At 62.6% G+C, this 16107-nt stretch carries 15 protein-coding genes; 1 reads left to right on the plus strand and 14 read right to left on the minus strand.

The features are described 5' to 3' along the window. Nucleotides 1–6: 6 nt before the first annotated feature. The 3 genes from AC1DVN_RS01745 to AC1DVN_RS01755 are packed head-to-tail and all read right to left on the minus strand — an operon-like array spanning nt 7 to nt 3285. A complete protein-coding gene (locus AC1DVN_RS01745) occupies nt 7–2367 on the minus strand; it encodes an ATP-binding cassette domain-containing protein (protein ID WP_019745212.1) in 2361 nt (786 codons plus the stop codon). Between the two features lie 52 nt (nt 2368–2419). Further along, complete coding sequence (locus tag AC1DVN_RS01750) at nt 2420–2830, minus strand: VOC family protein (RefSeq protein ID WP_020909044.1); 411 nt, start codon at nt 2828–2830, stop codon at nt 2420–2422. Nucleotides 2831–2835: 5 nt separating this feature from the next. Further along, complete coding sequence (locus AC1DVN_RS01755; protein ID WP_019745214.1) at nt 2836–3285, minus strand: helix-turn-helix transcriptional regulator; 450 nt, start codon at nt 3283–3285, stop codon at nt 2836–2838. A 113-nt stretch (nt 3286–3398) separates the two neighbouring features. Here AC1DVN_RS01755 and AC1DVN_RS01760 point away from each other — a divergent pair, with 113 nt between their 5' ends. Beyond that, entirely contained in the window at nt 3399–5357 is a 1959-nt protein-coding gene (locus tag AC1DVN_RS01760; protein WP_019745215.1) for a M13 family metallopeptidase, read from the plus strand. Nucleotides 5358–5425: 68 nt separating this feature from the next. Here AC1DVN_RS01760 and AC1DVN_RS01765 read toward each other — a convergent pair whose 3' ends face one another. The 11 genes from AC1DVN_RS01765 to AC1DVN_RS01815 all read right to left on the minus strand — a co-directional run bounded on the left by AC1DVN_RS01765 (nt 5426) and on the right by AC1DVN_RS01815 (nt 16054). Then, entirely contained in the window at nt 5426–5752 is a 327-nt protein-coding gene (locus AC1DVN_RS01765) for a YnfA family protein (RefSeq protein ID WP_003940244.1), read from the minus strand. Nucleotides 5753–5768: 16 nt separating this feature from the next. After that, nucleotides 5769–6854 carry an ABC transporter ATP-binding protein gene (locus AC1DVN_RS01770; protein WP_019745216.1) on the minus strand — a complete coding sequence of 362 codons (1086 nt, stop codon included), beginning with the start codon at nt 6852–6854 and terminating at the stop codon, nt 5769–5771. A 15-nt stretch (nt 6855–6869) separates the two neighbouring features. Further along, nucleotides 6870–8201, minus strand: a complete 1332-nt coding sequence (locus AC1DVN_RS01775) for an ABC transporter substrate-binding protein (protein ID WP_092764354.1) — start codon at nt 8199–8201, stop codon at nt 6870–6872. Nucleotides 8202–8239: 38 nt separating this feature from the next. Continuing rightward, nucleotides 8240–9142, minus strand: a complete 903-nt coding sequence (locus AC1DVN_RS01780) for a carbohydrate ABC transporter permease (protein WP_092764355.1) — start codon at nt 9140–9142, stop codon at nt 8240–8242. Next, nucleotides 9139–10113, minus strand: a complete 975-nt coding sequence (locus AC1DVN_RS01785) for a carbohydrate ABC transporter permease (protein ID WP_019745218.1) — start codon at nt 10111–10113, stop codon at nt 9139–9141. Before AC1DVN_RS01785 ends, AC1DVN_RS01780 begins: the two co-directional genes overlap by 4 nt. 74 nt (nt 10114–10187) lie before the next feature. Beyond that, nucleotides 10188–11111 carry a L,D-transpeptidase gene (locus AC1DVN_RS01790; protein WP_019745219.1) on the minus strand — a complete coding sequence of 308 codons (924 nt, stop codon included), beginning with the start codon at nt 11109–11111 and terminating at the stop codon, nt 10188–10190. A gap of 216 nt (nt 11112–11327) precedes the next feature. Further along, complete coding sequence (locus tag AC1DVN_RS01795; protein ID WP_092764356.1) at nt 11328–13010, minus strand: FAD-dependent oxidoreductase; 1683 nt, start codon at nt 13008–13010, stop codon at nt 11328–11330. A gap of 81 nt (nt 13011–13091) precedes the next feature. Further along, the gene (locus tag AC1DVN_RS01800) at nt 13092–13973 is read right to left on the minus strand and encodes a hypothetical protein (protein WP_092764358.1); all 882 of its coding nucleotides are present in this window, start codon (nt 13971–13973) and stop codon (nt 13092–13094) included. A gap of 10 nt (nt 13974–13983) precedes the next feature. Next, nucleotides 13984–14202, minus strand: a complete 219-nt coding sequence (locus tag AC1DVN_RS01805; RefSeq protein WP_003939815.1) for a dodecin — start codon at nt 14200–14202, stop codon at nt 13984–13986. 15 nt (nt 14203–14217) lie between these two features. Beyond that, entirely contained in the window at nt 14218–15429 is a 1212-nt protein-coding gene (locus AC1DVN_RS01810; RefSeq protein WP_092764360.1) for a serine hydrolase domain-containing protein, read from the minus strand. A 109-nt stretch (nt 15430–15538) separates the two neighbouring features. Then, complete coding sequence (locus tag AC1DVN_RS01815) at nt 15539–16054, minus strand: DUF6764 family protein (protein ID WP_477993231.1); 516 nt, start codon at nt 16052–16054, stop codon at nt 15539–15541. Nucleotides 16055–16107: the final 53 nt, after the last annotated feature.

Below are 16107 nucleotides of genomic sequence, written 5' to 3' on the forward strand. Positions count from 1 at the left end.
GCCAGGTCAGCCGCCGACGTATGCCGCGAGGTGCTTTCCGGTGAGGGTGGAGCCGTCGGCGACGAGCTCCTCGGGAGTGCCTTCGAAGACGATCCGACCGCCGTCGTGACCGGCTCCAGGGCCGAGGTCGATGATCCAGTCGGCGTGCGCCATCACGGCCTGGTGGTGCTCGATGACGATGACGGACTTACCGGAATCGACGAGTCGATCGAGCAGGCCGAGCAACTGCTCGACGTCGGCCAGGTGCAGTCCGGTGGTCGGCTCGTCGAGGACGTACACGCCACCCTTCTCGCCGAGGTGCGTCGCCAGCTTGATGCGCTGACGCTCACCGCCCGACAGCGTCGTCAACGGCTGGCCGATCGTGAGGTACCCGAGCCCCACGTCGACCAGTCGGACGAGGATCTTGTGCGCAGCGAGCGTCTTCGCCTCACCGTCGCCGAAGAACTCCTCGGCCTCGGCCACCGACATCGTGAGAACCTCGTTGATGTCCTTGCCACCGAATTTGTATTCGAGAACTTCCGCCTGGAAGCGCTTGCCTTCGCACTCCTCGCAGAGAGTGGCAACGCCGGCCATCATCGCCAGGTCGCTGTAGATGACGCCGTTGCCGTTGCACGTCGGGCAGGCGCCTTCGGAGTTGGCACTGAAGAGCGCCGGCTTCACGCCGTTGGCCTTCGCGAATGCCTTGCGGATCGGGTCGAGCAGCCCGGTATACGTTGCCGGGTTGCTCCGACGCGAGCCGCGGATCGCACTCTGATCGACCGACACCACGTCTTCGCGTTTCGCGAGCGAGCCGTGGATCAGCGAACTCTTACCCGATCCGGCCACACCAGTCACCACGACCAGTACGCCGAGAGGTACGTCGACGTCTACATCTTGGAGGTTGTGTGAGTTCGCTCCACGAATCTCGATTGCTCCGGTGGACTCCCGCACGGTCTCCTTGAGGGCGGCCCGGTCGTCGAAGTGACGCCCGGTGACCGTATCGCTGGCTCGCAAGCCATCGACTGTGCCCTCGAAGCAGACGTTTCCGCCGGCGCTACCCGCGCCTGGACCGAGGTCGACGATGTGATCGGCGATCACGATCGTCTCCGGCTTGTGCTCGACAACGAGCACGGTGTTGCCCTTGTCCCGCAGGCGCAGCAGAAGATCGTTCATCCTCGCGATGTCGTGCGGATGCAGGCCGGTAGTGGGCTCGTCGAATACATACGTGATGTCGGTGAGCGAGGAACCCAGGTGACGAATCATCTTGGTGCGCTGAGCTTCACCACCGGACAGCGTTCCCGACGGACGGTCGAGACTGAGGTAGCCGAGTCCGATCTCCACGAAGGAGTCGAGCGTTTCGCCGAGCGTCGTGAGCAAAGGCGCGACCGATGGTTCCTTCAGACCGCTGACCCATTCCGCGAGATCGCTGATCTGCATCGAGCAGGCGTCGGCGATGTTGACGCCCTTGATCTTCGACGACCGCGCGCCCTCGCTCAGTCGCGTCCCATCACATTCGGGGCAGGTGGTGAACGTGATCGCCCGCTCGACGAACGCCCGGATGTGGGGCTGCATCGCGTCGACGTCCTTGGCGAGGAACGACTTCTGAATCTGCGGAATCAGACCCGTGTACGTCAGGTTGATGCCTTCGACCTTGATCTTGGTCGGCTCTTTGTAGAGCAGATCGTTCAGTTCCTTCTTGGTGTACTTCTTGATCGGCTTGTCGGGATCGAAGAAACCGCAGCCGCGGTAGATCCGGCCGTACCAACCCTCCATGCTGTAGCCGGGGACCGTGATCGCACTCTCGTTGAGCGACTTGGTGTCGTCGTACAACGCGGTCAGATCGAAATCGTTGACCGCCCCTCGTCCCTCACATCGCGGACACATGCCGCCGGTGATCTTGAAGCTACGACGCTCTTTCGTCTGACGTCCGCCGCGTTCCATCGTGACCGCGCCTGCTCCGGAGATCGAGGCCACGTTGAACGAAAACGCCTGAGGCGAACCGATGTGAGGCTTTCCGAGACGGCTGAACAAGATACGGAGCATCGCGTTGGCGTCGGTGGCGGTTCCGACTGTCGAGCGCGGGTCGACGCCCATCCGCTGTTGATCGACGATGATCGCGGTGGTCAGGCCGTCGAGAACATCGACGTCCGGCCGCGCGAGCGTCGGCATGAATCCTTGAACGAAAGCGCTGTAGGTCTCGTTGATCATCCGCTGCGATTCCGCGGCGATCGTACTGAACACCAGCGAGCTCTTTCCCGAACCGGAGACGCCGGTGAATACCGTCAGCCTCCGCTTCGGGATCTCGACGCTGATGTCTTCGAGATTGTTCACCCGCGCGCCTTGCACGCGGATCAAATCGTGGCTGTCTGCAGTGTGCAGGGCAGTCATCGTGTCTCCATCTGTCAGTCGATCGCCGACGGTCTCAGCGCAGTTGACGGTCTCAGCGCAGTTCTTGAATACGGATCAGGTTTCCCGCTGGGTCGCGGACGGCGCAATCGCGAACGCCGTACGGCTGCTCGGTCGGTTCCTGGACGACGTCGATGTCGCCGGCCTGAAGCCGCTCGAACGTATCGTCCAGATCTTTGGTGGCCAGAAGAAGTCCGCCGTACGTGCCCTTGGCCATCATCTCGATGATGGTGCGGCGCTCGTCGTCGGTGATTCCGGGATCGACGGCCGGCGGATGCAACACGATGGAGGTGCCGGGCTGGCCGGGCGGCCCCACCGTGATCCAACGCATCCCGTCGTAGCCGACGTCGTTGCGCACCTCGAAGCCGAGGGTGTCGCGGTAGAAGTTCAGGGCGGCGTCAGGGTCGTCCTGCGGAAGGAAACTCGAGTGAATGGTGATGTCCATGGCGATCACGTTAATTGCGGTTGTGGGTTCTGCGCTTCTCGATTCCTGATCGGTCTGGTGACTTGTTTGGACACGCAGGACGGCATTCCGGCCGTCGACTGCTCGGCCTCGCGCCGATAGACGCTGGGCGGGACCCCTACCAATTCGGTGAACTTACTGCTGAAAGTGCCGAGAGAGCTGCAGCCGACTTCGAAGCAGACGTCCGTGACACTGAGGTCCCCGCGGCGCAGTAACGCCATTGCGCGCTCGATTCGCCTGGTCATCAGGTATGCGTACGGCGGTTCGCCGTACGCCTGACGGAATTGGCGACTGAGATGCCCCGCAGACATGTTCACTCCCCGCGCGAGCGCCTCCACGTCCAGAGGCCGCGCGTACTCCCGGTCGATACGGTCACGCACGCGTCGTAGTCGCGCGAGGTCCTGCAGGTGCGGATCTGCGGCAGGTCTGCTGGTCACGTATTCGATCGTGCCATGCGGTACCGACGTTGCCCAGCACAAGAGATGAACTGGGGTGTGGAGCGATCACGCACACACCGAGCAGTTCGCCATGATCGTGTAAGGATGGAGAAATGACCACGGCTCATCGCTCAGGCATCGACCTCACCCACCTCGACGGCGACACACGGGCGCAGGACGATCTGTTCGTCCACGTCAACGGAAAATGGCTCGCCGAATACGAGATTCCGGCAGACCGCGCAGTCGACGGGGCCTTCCGGACGCTCTACGACAAGGCCGAAGAAGACGTACAGACCATCATCACCGAAGCCGCGGAGTCCAACTCTGCCGCCGGTACCGATGCACAGCGCATCGGCGACCTGTACTCGAGCTTCATGGACGCCGACGCCGTGGAGGCCGCGGGCCTCAGCCCCATCGACGACGAACTGGACGCCGTCGCCGATGCGCCGGACCGGTCGTCGTTGGCCACCGTGATCGGACGCCACCAGCGCGTCGGCGTCGGCGGTGCCATCTCGCATTACGTCGACACCGATGCCAAGAATTCCGAGCGGTACCTGATCCACTTCAGCCAGTCGGGAATCAGCCTGCCCGACGAGTCGTACTACCGCGAGGACAACTACGCGGAGATCCGCGAGAAGTACGTCGCGCACATCGACAAGATGTTCACCCTCGCCGGCGTCGGCTACGACGCACAGCGTGTGTTCGAACTCGAGAAGAAGATCGCGGCCGGGCATTGGGACGTCGTCAAGCGTCGTGACGCAGATCTGAGTTACAACCTCGTGGGCTTCGAGGAACTGACCGAGCAGAACCCCGGTTTGGACTGGGCGGCATGGTTGTCCGGTCTCGGCGCCGATTCGGAGAAGTTCGCCGAGATCGTGGTCCGTCAGCCCGATTTCCTGCACACCTTCACCGCACTCTGGGCGTCGGAGTCACTCGACGACTGGAAGGCATGGGCAGCGTGGAAGGTGCTGCACGCTCGCTCCCCCTACCTGCATTCGGCGCTGGTCGACGAGACCTTCGCTTTCTACGGAACCACGCTCTCGGGTACCGAAGAGAACCGTGAGCGCTGGAAGCGCGGAGTCAGCCTGGTGCAAGATCTGCTCGGCGAGGCCGTCGGCAAGCTCTACGTCGACCGTCACTTCCCCGCTGAGGCGAAGACCCGCATGCTGGAACTGGTCGCCAACCTGCAGGAGGCGTACCGCCGCAACATCTCCGACCTCGAGTGGATGAGCCCGCAGACTCGTGAGGCCGCGTTGGCCAAGCTCGAGAAGTTCACCCCGAAGATCGGTTACCCCGACAAGTGGCGTGACTACGCCGGTCTCGATATCTCGGCTACCGACCTGGTGGGCAACTACCGTCGTGGATACGCCGCCGAGTACGACCGTGACCTGGCCAAGCTGGGTGGCCCCGTGGACCGTGACGAGTGGTTCATGACGCCGCAGACCGTCAACGCCTACTACAACCCTGGCATGAACGAAATCGTGTTCCCCGCAGCCATTCTCCAGCCGCCGTTCTTCGACGCCGCAGCCGACGACGCCGCCAACTACGGCGGCATCGGTGCCGTCATCGGCCACGAGATCGGGCACGGCTTCGACGATCAGGGCGCCAAGTACGACGGCGACGGCAACATGGTCGACTGGTGGACCGACGAGGATCGTAGCGAATTCGGCAAGCGCACAAAGGCTCTCATCGAGCAGTACAACGAGTTCGAGCCCAAGGAACTGCCGGGCCACCACGTCAACGGTGAATTCACGATCGGCGAGAACATCGGCGATCTCGGCGGGCTGTCGATCGCGATCGCGGCGTACAAGATCGCGACCGAAGGTACCGAACCTCCGGTCATCGACGGACTCACCGGTCTGCAGCGCGTGTTCTTCGGGTGGGCGCAGGTATGGCGCACGAAGGCCCGTGAGGCCGAAGCGCTTCGCCGTCTGGCCGTCGACCCGCACTCGCCGCCGGAGTTCCGGTGCAACGGCGTCGTCCGCAACCTCGACACGTTCCACGAGGAGTTCGACGTCAAGCCAGGTGACGCACTGTATTTGGAGCCGGAGAAGCGTGTGAAGATCTGGTAGCAAGGGCAAGCCCCTGTGCGCGCTTAAGGACCCCCTGGACTCCCTGAGCGCGCACGGGGCCGAAGGCCCTACCGGGCGTACATGATCACCCCGACGCCGACCAGACAGATCAGCGCACCGGCGATGTCGAAACGATCCGGGCGGAATCCGTCCATCACCACCGCCCACAGCAGTGAACCCGCTACGAAGATCCCGCCGTACGCGGCGAGGATGCGCCCGAAGTTCGCATCGGGTTGCATGGTCGCGACCAGACCGTAGAGACCGAGCGAGATGACGCCGAGCCCTACCCAGATCCAGCCCTTGTGCTCGCGAATTCCCTGCCACACCAACCACGCGCCCCCGATCTCGAGCAGCGCGGCGAGTACGAACAGCAATAGCGAACGTGCGACGGTCATGCCGCACACAGTATCGCTACAGACGTACCCCGGTCTCCGCGGAAAAGAAGTACACCTCGCCGGCCTTGGGCAGCAGATGAAGCGACTCCCCCGGTGCCACCGACATCTTCCGATCGACGCGAATGACAATTCGGCCGGATCGGCTCTGCCACTGCGAATCCGGGGCACCCTTTGCATAGACGAACGATTCGGCGCCCAGCTCTTCAAGCAGGTCGGCATCCACGGCCAGCGAGCCCTTTCGCCACGCTCCCACCAGATCCCACGACTCGGGACGCACTCCCACGACGACCCGCTCCCGCTCGGACGCCCCGGTGGGCAGCGGAATCCGCAGGTCACCGAGTACTGCGACGGTACCCTCGACCGGCGCTTCGATCAGGTTCATGCCGGGCGATCCGATGAAGGCGGCCACAAAGGTGTTGACGGGGTTGTCGTAAAGTTCCCGCGGCTTCGCCACCTGCTGCAAACGACCGTCCAGCATCACCGCCACCCGGTCCCCCATCGTCATCGCCTCGACCTGATCGTGGGTGACGTAGACCGTCGTGGTGCCGAGTCGACGCTGTAAGGCAGCGATCTGCGACCGCGTGCTCACGCGTAGTTTGGCGTCCAGATTGCTGAGCGGCTCATCCATGCAGAACACCTTGGGATGGCGAACGATGGCCCTACCCATGGCAACTCGCTGACGTTGCCCACCGGACAGCTTGGCCGGTTTACGTCCGAGCAGCGGTTCGAGTTCAAGCATCCGTGCTGCCTCGAGTACCCGCTCGCGCCGTTCGGACTTTCCCACTCCCGCGTTCTGGAGCGCAAAACCCATGTTCTGCTCGACGGTCATGTTCGGGTACAGCGCGTAACTCTGAAACACCATGGCGACGTCACGTGCTCGCGGCGCGAGATGCGTGACGTCCGTGCCGCCGATCTCGATCCGGCCGTCCGACGCGGATTCGAGACCGGCGAGCATTCGCAGGCTGGTGGACTTACCGCAACCGGAAGGCCCTACGAGTACCAGGAACTCACCGTCGGCGATGTCGAGGTCGAGACGGTCGACTGCCGGTCGATCGGTTCCTTCGTAGCGGTGCGTGACTCCCGCGAATTGCACGTTGGCCATGAGTGTTCTCTCCTACTACTTCGGCAGCTTTGGGGTGATCTGCCGGTCGATGATCTGCTGCAACTGGGTGGCAACGACGGCGAATGTCGATGCGACGTCGGCTTTCTGGAGAGCGATCTGCTCGAGTCCGGTGCCGATGATCTGATCGCCACCCGGGACGAACACGCGTGCGTAGTCCTGCGAGCGCGTACGCGAAAGCTGATCCACAGCGGTACGGGAGTTCGGATTCGCGTCGAGGAATGCCTTCATGCTCGGCTCCGACGTTGCCGACTTGCGGACCGGCATGTAGCCGACGTTCTGCGAGAAGTACGCCGTGTTCTCACCATTGGTGATGAAGTCGATGAACTTGAGCGCGTTCTTCTTACGCTGATCGGAGATCTTGGACGGGATGGCGAGCCCGGCGCCGCCGGTGGGGCAACCGGGAGTTCCGTCCACTGCCGGGAGGAAAGCGGTGCCGAAGTCGAAGTTCGCAGTCTTCTTGATGCCGGACAGGTCACCCGTCGACGCGATGGTCGACGCCAGGATGCCCGTACCGAATTCGTTTGCGATGTCAGTGGAGACCGCGGCGTACTTCTTGTCGTGAATCATGCTGGAGAGGAACTGCCCTGCGGCAATGGTCTTCTCGTTGTCGAGCTGCAGATTCCACTGGTCGGAGTACGATCCGCCGAAGGTCCAGATGGGGCCTTCGTAGGTCCAGCCGAGGTAATCCTTCGCGTTGCCCCACCCGTGTGCCAACTTGCCGTTGCCCACGACCTTCTGCAGCTCAGGTCCCCACTCGTCGAACTCCTGCCACGTTGCAGGCCCACGGTCGGGAAGTCCGGCCTGCGACCAGACCGCCTTGTTGTAGTAGAACAACGGCGTCGACCTCGCGTAGGGAAGCGCATAGTGCTTGCCCTGGAACAGGTAGTCGGCGAGCAACGAATCGACGTAGTCGGCCGAGTCGACGCCCACCTCGGAGAAGAGTCCGTCGAGCGGCTCGATTGCCCCGGCAAGTGCGTAGTTGAACCACCAGACATCCGACAGCACAACCACATCGGGAACATCTCCGCCGGAGAGGGCAGCGTTGAACTTCTGCGCCACCTCTTCGTAGTTCTTGCCGCCGTCCACCAAGTTGACCTTCAAGTCCGGGTACTTGGTCTGGAAGCGGTTGATCAGTTCCTTCTCCACATCGGTGGACTTACCCGGGTGGTTCGACCAGAAGGTGATGGTGTTGGAATCACCCGACGCACCGGATGTTCCCGCAGCATCAGCGCTGGAACCACCGGATCCCGCGCATGCGGTCAGTGCTGCGCCGGCGGCGATTGCACCGCCGAGGCTCAGAAATCCGCGCCTGTTCATGTTTGCCATTACTGCTCCTCGAGAAAGAAATGTGACGGGAAATGCTGTCAGCCCTTGACCGCACCGGAGGTGAGGCCTTTGATCATGTGTCGTTGCAGCAGAAGGAAAATCACCAGGATCGGTAGCATCGTCAGTACCGTTCCTGCCATGACGGGACCCCAGTTGGTGAGTCCGTCGTTGTTCTGCAGTTGGGTCAATCCGATCGGCAGCGGCGCCACCGAGGAATCGTCGGACATGAGGAACGGCCACAGGTACTCGTTCCATTCGTTGACCACCGTGATGATGCCGAACGCCACCATCGTGGGCCCGGAAACGGGGAGCACCACGCGCCAGAGAAGCCGCCAGTGGCCGGCGCCGTCCATCCGCGCTGCCTCGATGATCTCCGAAGGTATCGAGAGAAAATGGTTGCGCATGAGGAACGTACCGAAGGCTACACCCGCAAGCGGAACTATGATGCCCTGGAACGTGTTACGCCAGCCCCACTCTGCCACGAGCGCGTAGTTCGAGATCACGGTGATCTGGTTCGGAACCATCAATGCGGCGATGATTCCGAGAAAGACGAAGTTCTTCCCCGGGAAGCGCAGGAACACCAGCCCATAGGCGCTGAGAGTCCCCAGAACGAACTTCGCCGCGGACAGTATCGTCGTGATCACTATCGAGTTCCGCAAAAACATCCAGAACGGAACCGATGTCGTTGCTTCGGAATAGTTTTCGGGATGCAGCGATGACGGCCACCACGTTGCAGGCTGCGTGTAGATCTCCGGACGCTCCTTGAACGAGGTCATCACGATCCAGTAGAGCGGCAGGACGATGATGACCAAGGCGATCACCATTGCCGCGTAGCCGAGGATCTTCACACCGACCTCACGCCGGTCCACGTTCTTGCGTTCCGGCCCGGGCCGGACGACGGAAGTCGGAGCAGCGCTTTTCTTTTCCTCTACCGCTGTCATTTCTCTTCTCCCCGATCCATGGCACGAACCTGGTAGACGGTGATGATCAGCAGGATCAAGAACATGATGGTGGCAACCGTCGCGCCGTAGCCCGCCCGGAAGTTTCGGAATGTCTCGTTGTATACCTGGTAGACCATCGTTGTCGTCCCTGTACCCAGCGGGCCACCACGGGTCATGACGTTGATGATGTCGAAGACCTGGAGCGAGTTGAGCATGACGGTGATGGAGAGGAAGAACGTCGTCGGGCGCAACTGAGGTAGGAGAACCCGGCGGAACTTGGTCCACGGCTTGGCGCCGTCGATTTCGGCTGCTTCATTCAATTCTTGCCGAACTCCTTGCAACGCAGCGAGGTAGATGACAAACGTGTAGCCGAGGTTCTTCCACATGTATGTCACCGTCACCATGAACAGCGCCCAGTGGGGGTCCTGATAGAAGTCGGGCGATTGGAGTCCGACGCGGTGCAGGAGATCCTGGATCAGACCGAAGTTGGGGTCGAAGACGAACTGAAACGCGACACCGATCGCTGCACCGGAGATCACGAACGGCGCGAAGATCGCCGACCGGACCAGGTTTCGCCCGACGAGCTTGCGATCGAGCAGCATGGCCAACGCCAGACCGATGACCATCGAACCCACCACTGTGACCAATGTGAATACCACTGTGTTGGTGACAATCTGCCAGGTGTCGCTTCGTCCGAACCACTCGCGGTAGTTGCTCAGCCCGATGAACGTCGCCTTCGGGTCCGCAATGTTCCAGTCGAAGAACGAAAGTCGGATGTTGTCCACCAGCGGGCGATAGGTGAACAAGATCAGCAACGCGAGATTGGGACCTACCAAGAGCGCAAAGAGCGCGTAATCACGCCATGGTCTGCCCCACAGACCTGGCTTGCCTGATGTGGGCAGCGTTCTTTCCGGACTCGATCTCACTGAGGCAGTCTGACCGCTCGCAACGAATGAATGGTGAACGTACAAGACACTCGAGCTGAACGCGACACGAAAAAGGCCCTGCGCGAATACTTCTCGCGCAGGGCCTTCCTCGTCGATGTCTAGCGGTTCCAGTCACCCAATCCGTCGGCGCCGCTGAGGACTCCACCTGCGGTGTTCTGCACGATCACCGGGTCACCCTTGCCTGCGTTCTCGAAGAACCACTTGGCGTCCTCGGTGCTGACATTGAGGCAGCCGTGGCTGACGTTGGTGAAACCTTGTTGCGCTACCGACCACGGAGCGGCATGGACGAAGATGCCACTGTAGGAAATTCGTGTCGCGTACTCGACGTAGGTGCGGTAACCCTCGGGAGAATCGATCGGAACGCCGTACGTGGACGAATCCATGTACATGTCGCGCAGCTGCTCGCCGACGATGTACGTGCCGTTCGGTGTTTCGTGCCCCGGCTTGCCGAACGACGTCGGCATGGTGCGCACGACCTCACCGTTGCGGGTGACGGTGACCTGCTTGGTGTTGTCGTCCGCGACGGTGACGAGTGCGTCACCGATGTTGAACGTGGAGTGCGAATCACCGGCGTCGACGGTCACGGAGATGTTCGCCGGCCAGAACTGTGCCGGCTTCCAACGGACCTGGCTGTCGTTGATCCAGTAGAAGCTGCCATCGACCGGAGGATCGGTGGTCACGCGAATCGCGCGCTCGGCCGTCGCACGGTCGCCGACTGCCTCGTTGAAACGAATGATGATCGGCTGCGCGATGCCGACTGTCTCACCCGCCGACGGGTTGAGCGACGGCGCGGAGAAGTTGGGAGCGCCGATGGGAGCCTGAATCGGTGTACCCGGGATGCCCGGAACCGGAATCGCCGGATCGAGGTACGGAACTCCGGGAATGACGGGCAACGGAATGTCCGGTCCACCGGGGAAGAGAGGAACGGCCGCGGAAGGTCCGGCAAGAGCCAGGCCGGCAGCCACCGCTCCGACGATTGCCACGGCAACCCGTGACGTCCGACGACCCTGTTTGCTGCCCATGTCACTACCTTCGCTCGAATGACCACGTACTCACGTGGATTTTGCGCGGCCGGCATCGACACCCGCCTGGTACCGATGCCGATGCACCATCCGGACGCGCCCGCCGGGCGCACACCTACACACCCGAGCACGCCAAAGAGAGCAAACCGCACATTTCCATAGTCATTAACACACAAATGCGGCAATCGAGCAATTCGGATGTTCGCCCAAACGTTGCTATCCCTCGCTGCGAGCAGCCGCCAACATCGATTCGATGGAGATGAGTTTGGTTCGCGGTCGACCGGCGGCGGCACCGGATGCTCGTTCTGCCTTGTCGATCCGCTGCCAACCTTGGTAGTCCACCTGATCCGGCGACCGATCTGCCAGCAGAACCTGCAACTTGTCAGCGTCCTCGGTCGGCGTGGCGAGGCGCCCACCAGCGAAGTCGTCGAAGATCATCGACACGGTCTCGGCGGAGCAGTACTTGTTGGTGCCGATCACGCCGGTCGGTCCGCGCTTGATCCAACCCGCGACGTAGACACCCGGGATCGGCGTGCCGGTGTCGGTGTCGATCACGCGACCGTTCTCGTTGGGGATCACGCCGCGAGCGTCGTCGAAGGGCAAGTCGGCCATCGGTGTACCGCGGTATCCGACCGACCGAAGCACCAGCGAGGTGTCGATCGTCTCCTCGGTTTCGGTAGGCCGGGCGGAGAGCTGACCGGTCGGCGTTGCCACCAACTCGTTTTTCACGATCCGCACCTGTGCGACTGCGTCGTCACCGAGGATCTCGACGGGCGAGGTGAGGAACCGGAGAACGATCCGCTTGCGGGAAGGATCTGCGGTACGGGAAGCAAATTCCTGCGCCTGCTTGACCTTGAGCAGCACGGACGGCTCCGCGGCATCGCTGTCCACGAACGCCTGACTGGCCTCGTCGAGTTCGGCTTCGATCGGGTCGACGACTACGTCCACGTTCGCCATCTGTCCGAGGGCCAACAGTTCGGGATTGGTGTACGCGGCCTGCGCCGGCCCGCGACGGCCGAGAATGACGACCTCACGAATCTTGCTGTTACGCAGCGCTTCCAATGCGTGCTCGGCGAGGTCCGTCTTCGCCAGCTGGTCAGGGTCGGTCACCAGGATGCGTGCGACGTCGAGTGCGACGTTGCCGTTTCCGACGATCACCGCTCGCTCGCCGGACAGATCGAAAGTCCGATCGGCATATCCCGGGTGGCCGTTGTACCAGGCGACGAACTCGGTGGCAGCGTGACTTCCCGGCAGTTCCTCGCCCGGGATCTCGAGCTTGCGATCCCCGGCAGCGCCGACCGCGTAGATCACTGCGTGGTGATGGTCCAAGAGTTCCGAATGCGAGATATGGGTACCCACCTCGACGTTGAAGTGGCAGCGCACGGTCTTTTTCGCGACCACGGCGCGGAACTGGTCGGTGACGCCTTTGGTTCCGGGATGATCCGGAGCCACGCCGGCGCGCACCAATCCGTAGGGAGTGGGAAGCCGATCGAACATGTCGACCTCGACGCGAGGCTTGCCGGTCAGTTCCATCGCCGCATAGCAGGCTGCGGGGCCGGAGCCGACGATCGCCACTTTCAGCGTTCCCAGTTCGGGATCGATCTTGGCCATCGTGATCGGCTCGGGCCAATCCGGGCCCATCGGATGCTTCTCGAAGTACGACGCGTTCATCTGCAGGTACGGCGCGTCGTCCTCGTCGAGTTCGTTGTCCGGGAAGATCGCCTCGACCGGGCACTCGTCCACACACGCACCACAATCGATGCAGGTGTCGGGATCGATGTAGAGCATTTCGGTGGTCGCGAACGGAGCTTCGTCCGGTGTCGGGTGAATGCAATTGACCGGACACACGTCAACACACGAGGCGTCGTTGCAGCACGGCTGCGTGATCACATACGCCATGACATTCCCCTATCCCTGAAACACGAAGCACGAACTGATTCCCAGACTATAACGTGTTCCAATTTGGCGCGAGAATCGTTTTCAGATCACCCCATTGCGCTTCAGCAGCCATACCGCCTGCACGGTGGCGTGACCTCGCCATTCCAACGCCGCGGCGGGCGAATAGCTGTCGAAATCCACCGCCCAACCGCCGTCGTCGTGTTGCCGTGCAGCGAGCGCGGACAGTTCGGAGTCGATCACCGCTGCATCGAACAACGCGCGGGTCGGACCGCCAGGAAGCGGTGAGAAATCGAGGGGCCGCATGAATTCGCCCTCGGCTCCCCCGTCCACGTGAACCAAGCCGTCAGCCGGGATACGCGAACCAAGAGTGCTCACCAACGACGACGCTTCGGGACTGTTCCGGTGAACCGCGTCGAGAAACTGCAAGGCAAAGGCCAACTCGAGGGCATGCAGAGAATCCGCCCCGTCGATCGCGTCGAGGCAATATCGAACGGCAGAGGCGAACCACGGATGTTCGGCGACGGCCTCGTCGAATTCGGCAACGCGAGCCGCTGCAGCACACACGATGCTGGTGATCTGCAACGACGGCGCCGACGGGTCCGCGCTCACCCAGAAGGGCGCACACCCGGCTGGGTCGGCAATCGGGAAGGCGAAGGGCAAACCGCCGCCTGCCAGCGAATTGGTCTGCAACCAGTCGCACAGTTCGACCGCTCTGGGCGTCGGCGTTCCGATGTCGGCAAAGGCTTCGAAGGCATGCAGCGCTCCGCCAGGTTGGCTGGTTGCCGAGCGAAGATCCGGTTCGAGTCCCCAGCCGTACCCACCGTCCGGGTTGCGATAACCGTCCACGGCCGCACAAGCCGCGGCCCGGTCACCCTGTCCGAGAATCAAATTCAGCCGATGCCGATCGAGAGTCCTGGCATGTCCCGCCATGAACCCGACGGCCGCCGTGAGATCAACACTCATGAAGAACGGTTCAGGATTCGTCGCCGTCGAGCCGGAAGCCGACCTTCAACGTGACCTGGAAATGCGCCACGGCGCCGTTCTCGATGTGGCCGCGAGTTTCCACCACCTCGAACCATTCGAGGTTGCGCACCGTCTCGTTCGCCCGGGCGATGGCGGTGCGAATTGCCGCGTCACTGCTCTCGGTGGACGAGCCGACGATCTCGGTCACCCGGTACACGTTGCTGCTCATGGCATTCCCTTCGTGTCAGATTCGACGAACCAACTCCTGCGCCTCGGCGCCGAGCCTCGCAAGGCGAAGATCACCGAGAGCTGTCACAGCACTACCCAACCTGTTGGTGGTGAAACCGAGCGAGAGTCCGCTGGACAGGTCCGCATACGCGCCTGAACCGCCGACTCCGTAGTGGCCTATCGCATTCCGCGGCTGCCGCCGCGCGGCAATGATCGGCGGGTGGTAACCGAGAGTCCAGTTGGGCCGCACCGCCAGCACGTAATCCCGATCGCGAGTCTGGATGGTCGACATCTGGTCGATGGTCGATTCCTTCAGGAACCGCCTCCCGTCGATCACGCCGCCGTTCGCAATGGCGCCGTACATCTTCGCGAGAGCGCGCGCGCTGAACACTCCGTTCCAGCCCGGCATGACGGCGTCATGGACAGCCGGGTTGCGCACCATGACGTCGAAACCGTCCGGCATCGCGGCCTCCGCGAGTCCGCGAGTCGGACCGACGTGTGAGAGCACGGTCGACGCGAAGGCCCAGTTCAAGCCGGCAGGGTTGATATGTGGGAACAGCTTCGCGATCCGTGGACGCTCGGTTTCGGGTACGCGGTACCAGAATTCGTCGACTCCGAGGGGCTTCGCTATCTCCGCTTGTACGACGTCGACGAACGGCTGACCGGACACCCTGGCCACAAGTTCGGCTACCAACCAGCCGTAGGTCACAGCGTGATAGCCGGGGCCTCGAAGCCGACGCGGATCCGGCTTCTCGGCAGCCAGGGCGGCAACGACCGCGTCGTAGTCCATCAGGTCGAGGGGATGCGGCATCAGGCCGCGAACGCGGTGAAGGCCCGCGCGATGTGACATCAGTTCCCGGACGGTGATCTTGTCCTTGCCGGCCGCTGCGAATTCGGGCCAGTACTGAGCAACCGGAGAGTCGTAGTCGATCAGCCCGCGTTCGGCGAGTCGATGAACGACGGTGCTGGCCACGCCCTTGCCGGTCGAGAAGGAAAGCGACACCGTGTCGTGGTCCCAGCGCCTGTCGCGGTCGGCATTGCCGGCCCAGATGTCGAGAACTTTCTCGCCGCCCAGGTACACGACCAGCGCGCCGCCGCCTTGTTGCGGTTGGCGATACATCGCGAAGAAGCGGTCGGCCAAGGGAAGGAATCGCCGGTCCACATACAGCTCGGTGCGCGAAGGCACCTCCACCCGGGCGAGCGAACCCCGTCGTGCATTGGGAGCCATCGCGTCCTCCGATCCCCGCTGATTCAAGTTGTCCGGTCACCGGATCGGTGGCAGGAGCTTGACACCATTGTGACCACTGTCACGCAAGAGGCTCAGGACCGGGGTGCACTCACGGGGTGACCCACGTCGAAGTGCCGTCGCTGACACATCCCTGACCTGTGGCAAGGTTGAAAACAAGGGTGGGACCACCCGAGCAGATCGCCCCGACGTCCGCGTCACCCACCGCCGCTCTGCCGCCAGGTCCGCTGAGCACCACGGCAAAGGGTAAGGAGTCTGTGCGACCGAGTGCGAGCGAACCCGGGCCGTACGCAACGGCGGCAAGTAGCCCACCGCGCGACTCCGCTGCAGCAACGCCGCCGAAGAGTCCGACGCCCGCCGACCGGCCACCGTCTCGCGAATCGGCGACGCCGACGCCGTCGCCCTCCACGTGTGAAATCGCGTAACTGGAGGGATCTGCCACCGCTCGGCATGCGGATGACCCGTCGACGATCGTCTGATCTTGGCCGCGCGCCGAACAATCCAACGTCGCGGCCGACGCTGTTCCGCTACCGAGTGACAATCCGAAGGCGGCAAGAATCACGCCACCCGCCGCTAAGCCTGCTGCTCGCATTTTCCGGCGATCCATATCCAACCCCCACAGTGCATTCGACGTGACCGTACATTCGACGTCTAATCGAA

It is taken from the genome of Rhodococcus sp. P4_E4, assembly GCF_056401575.1.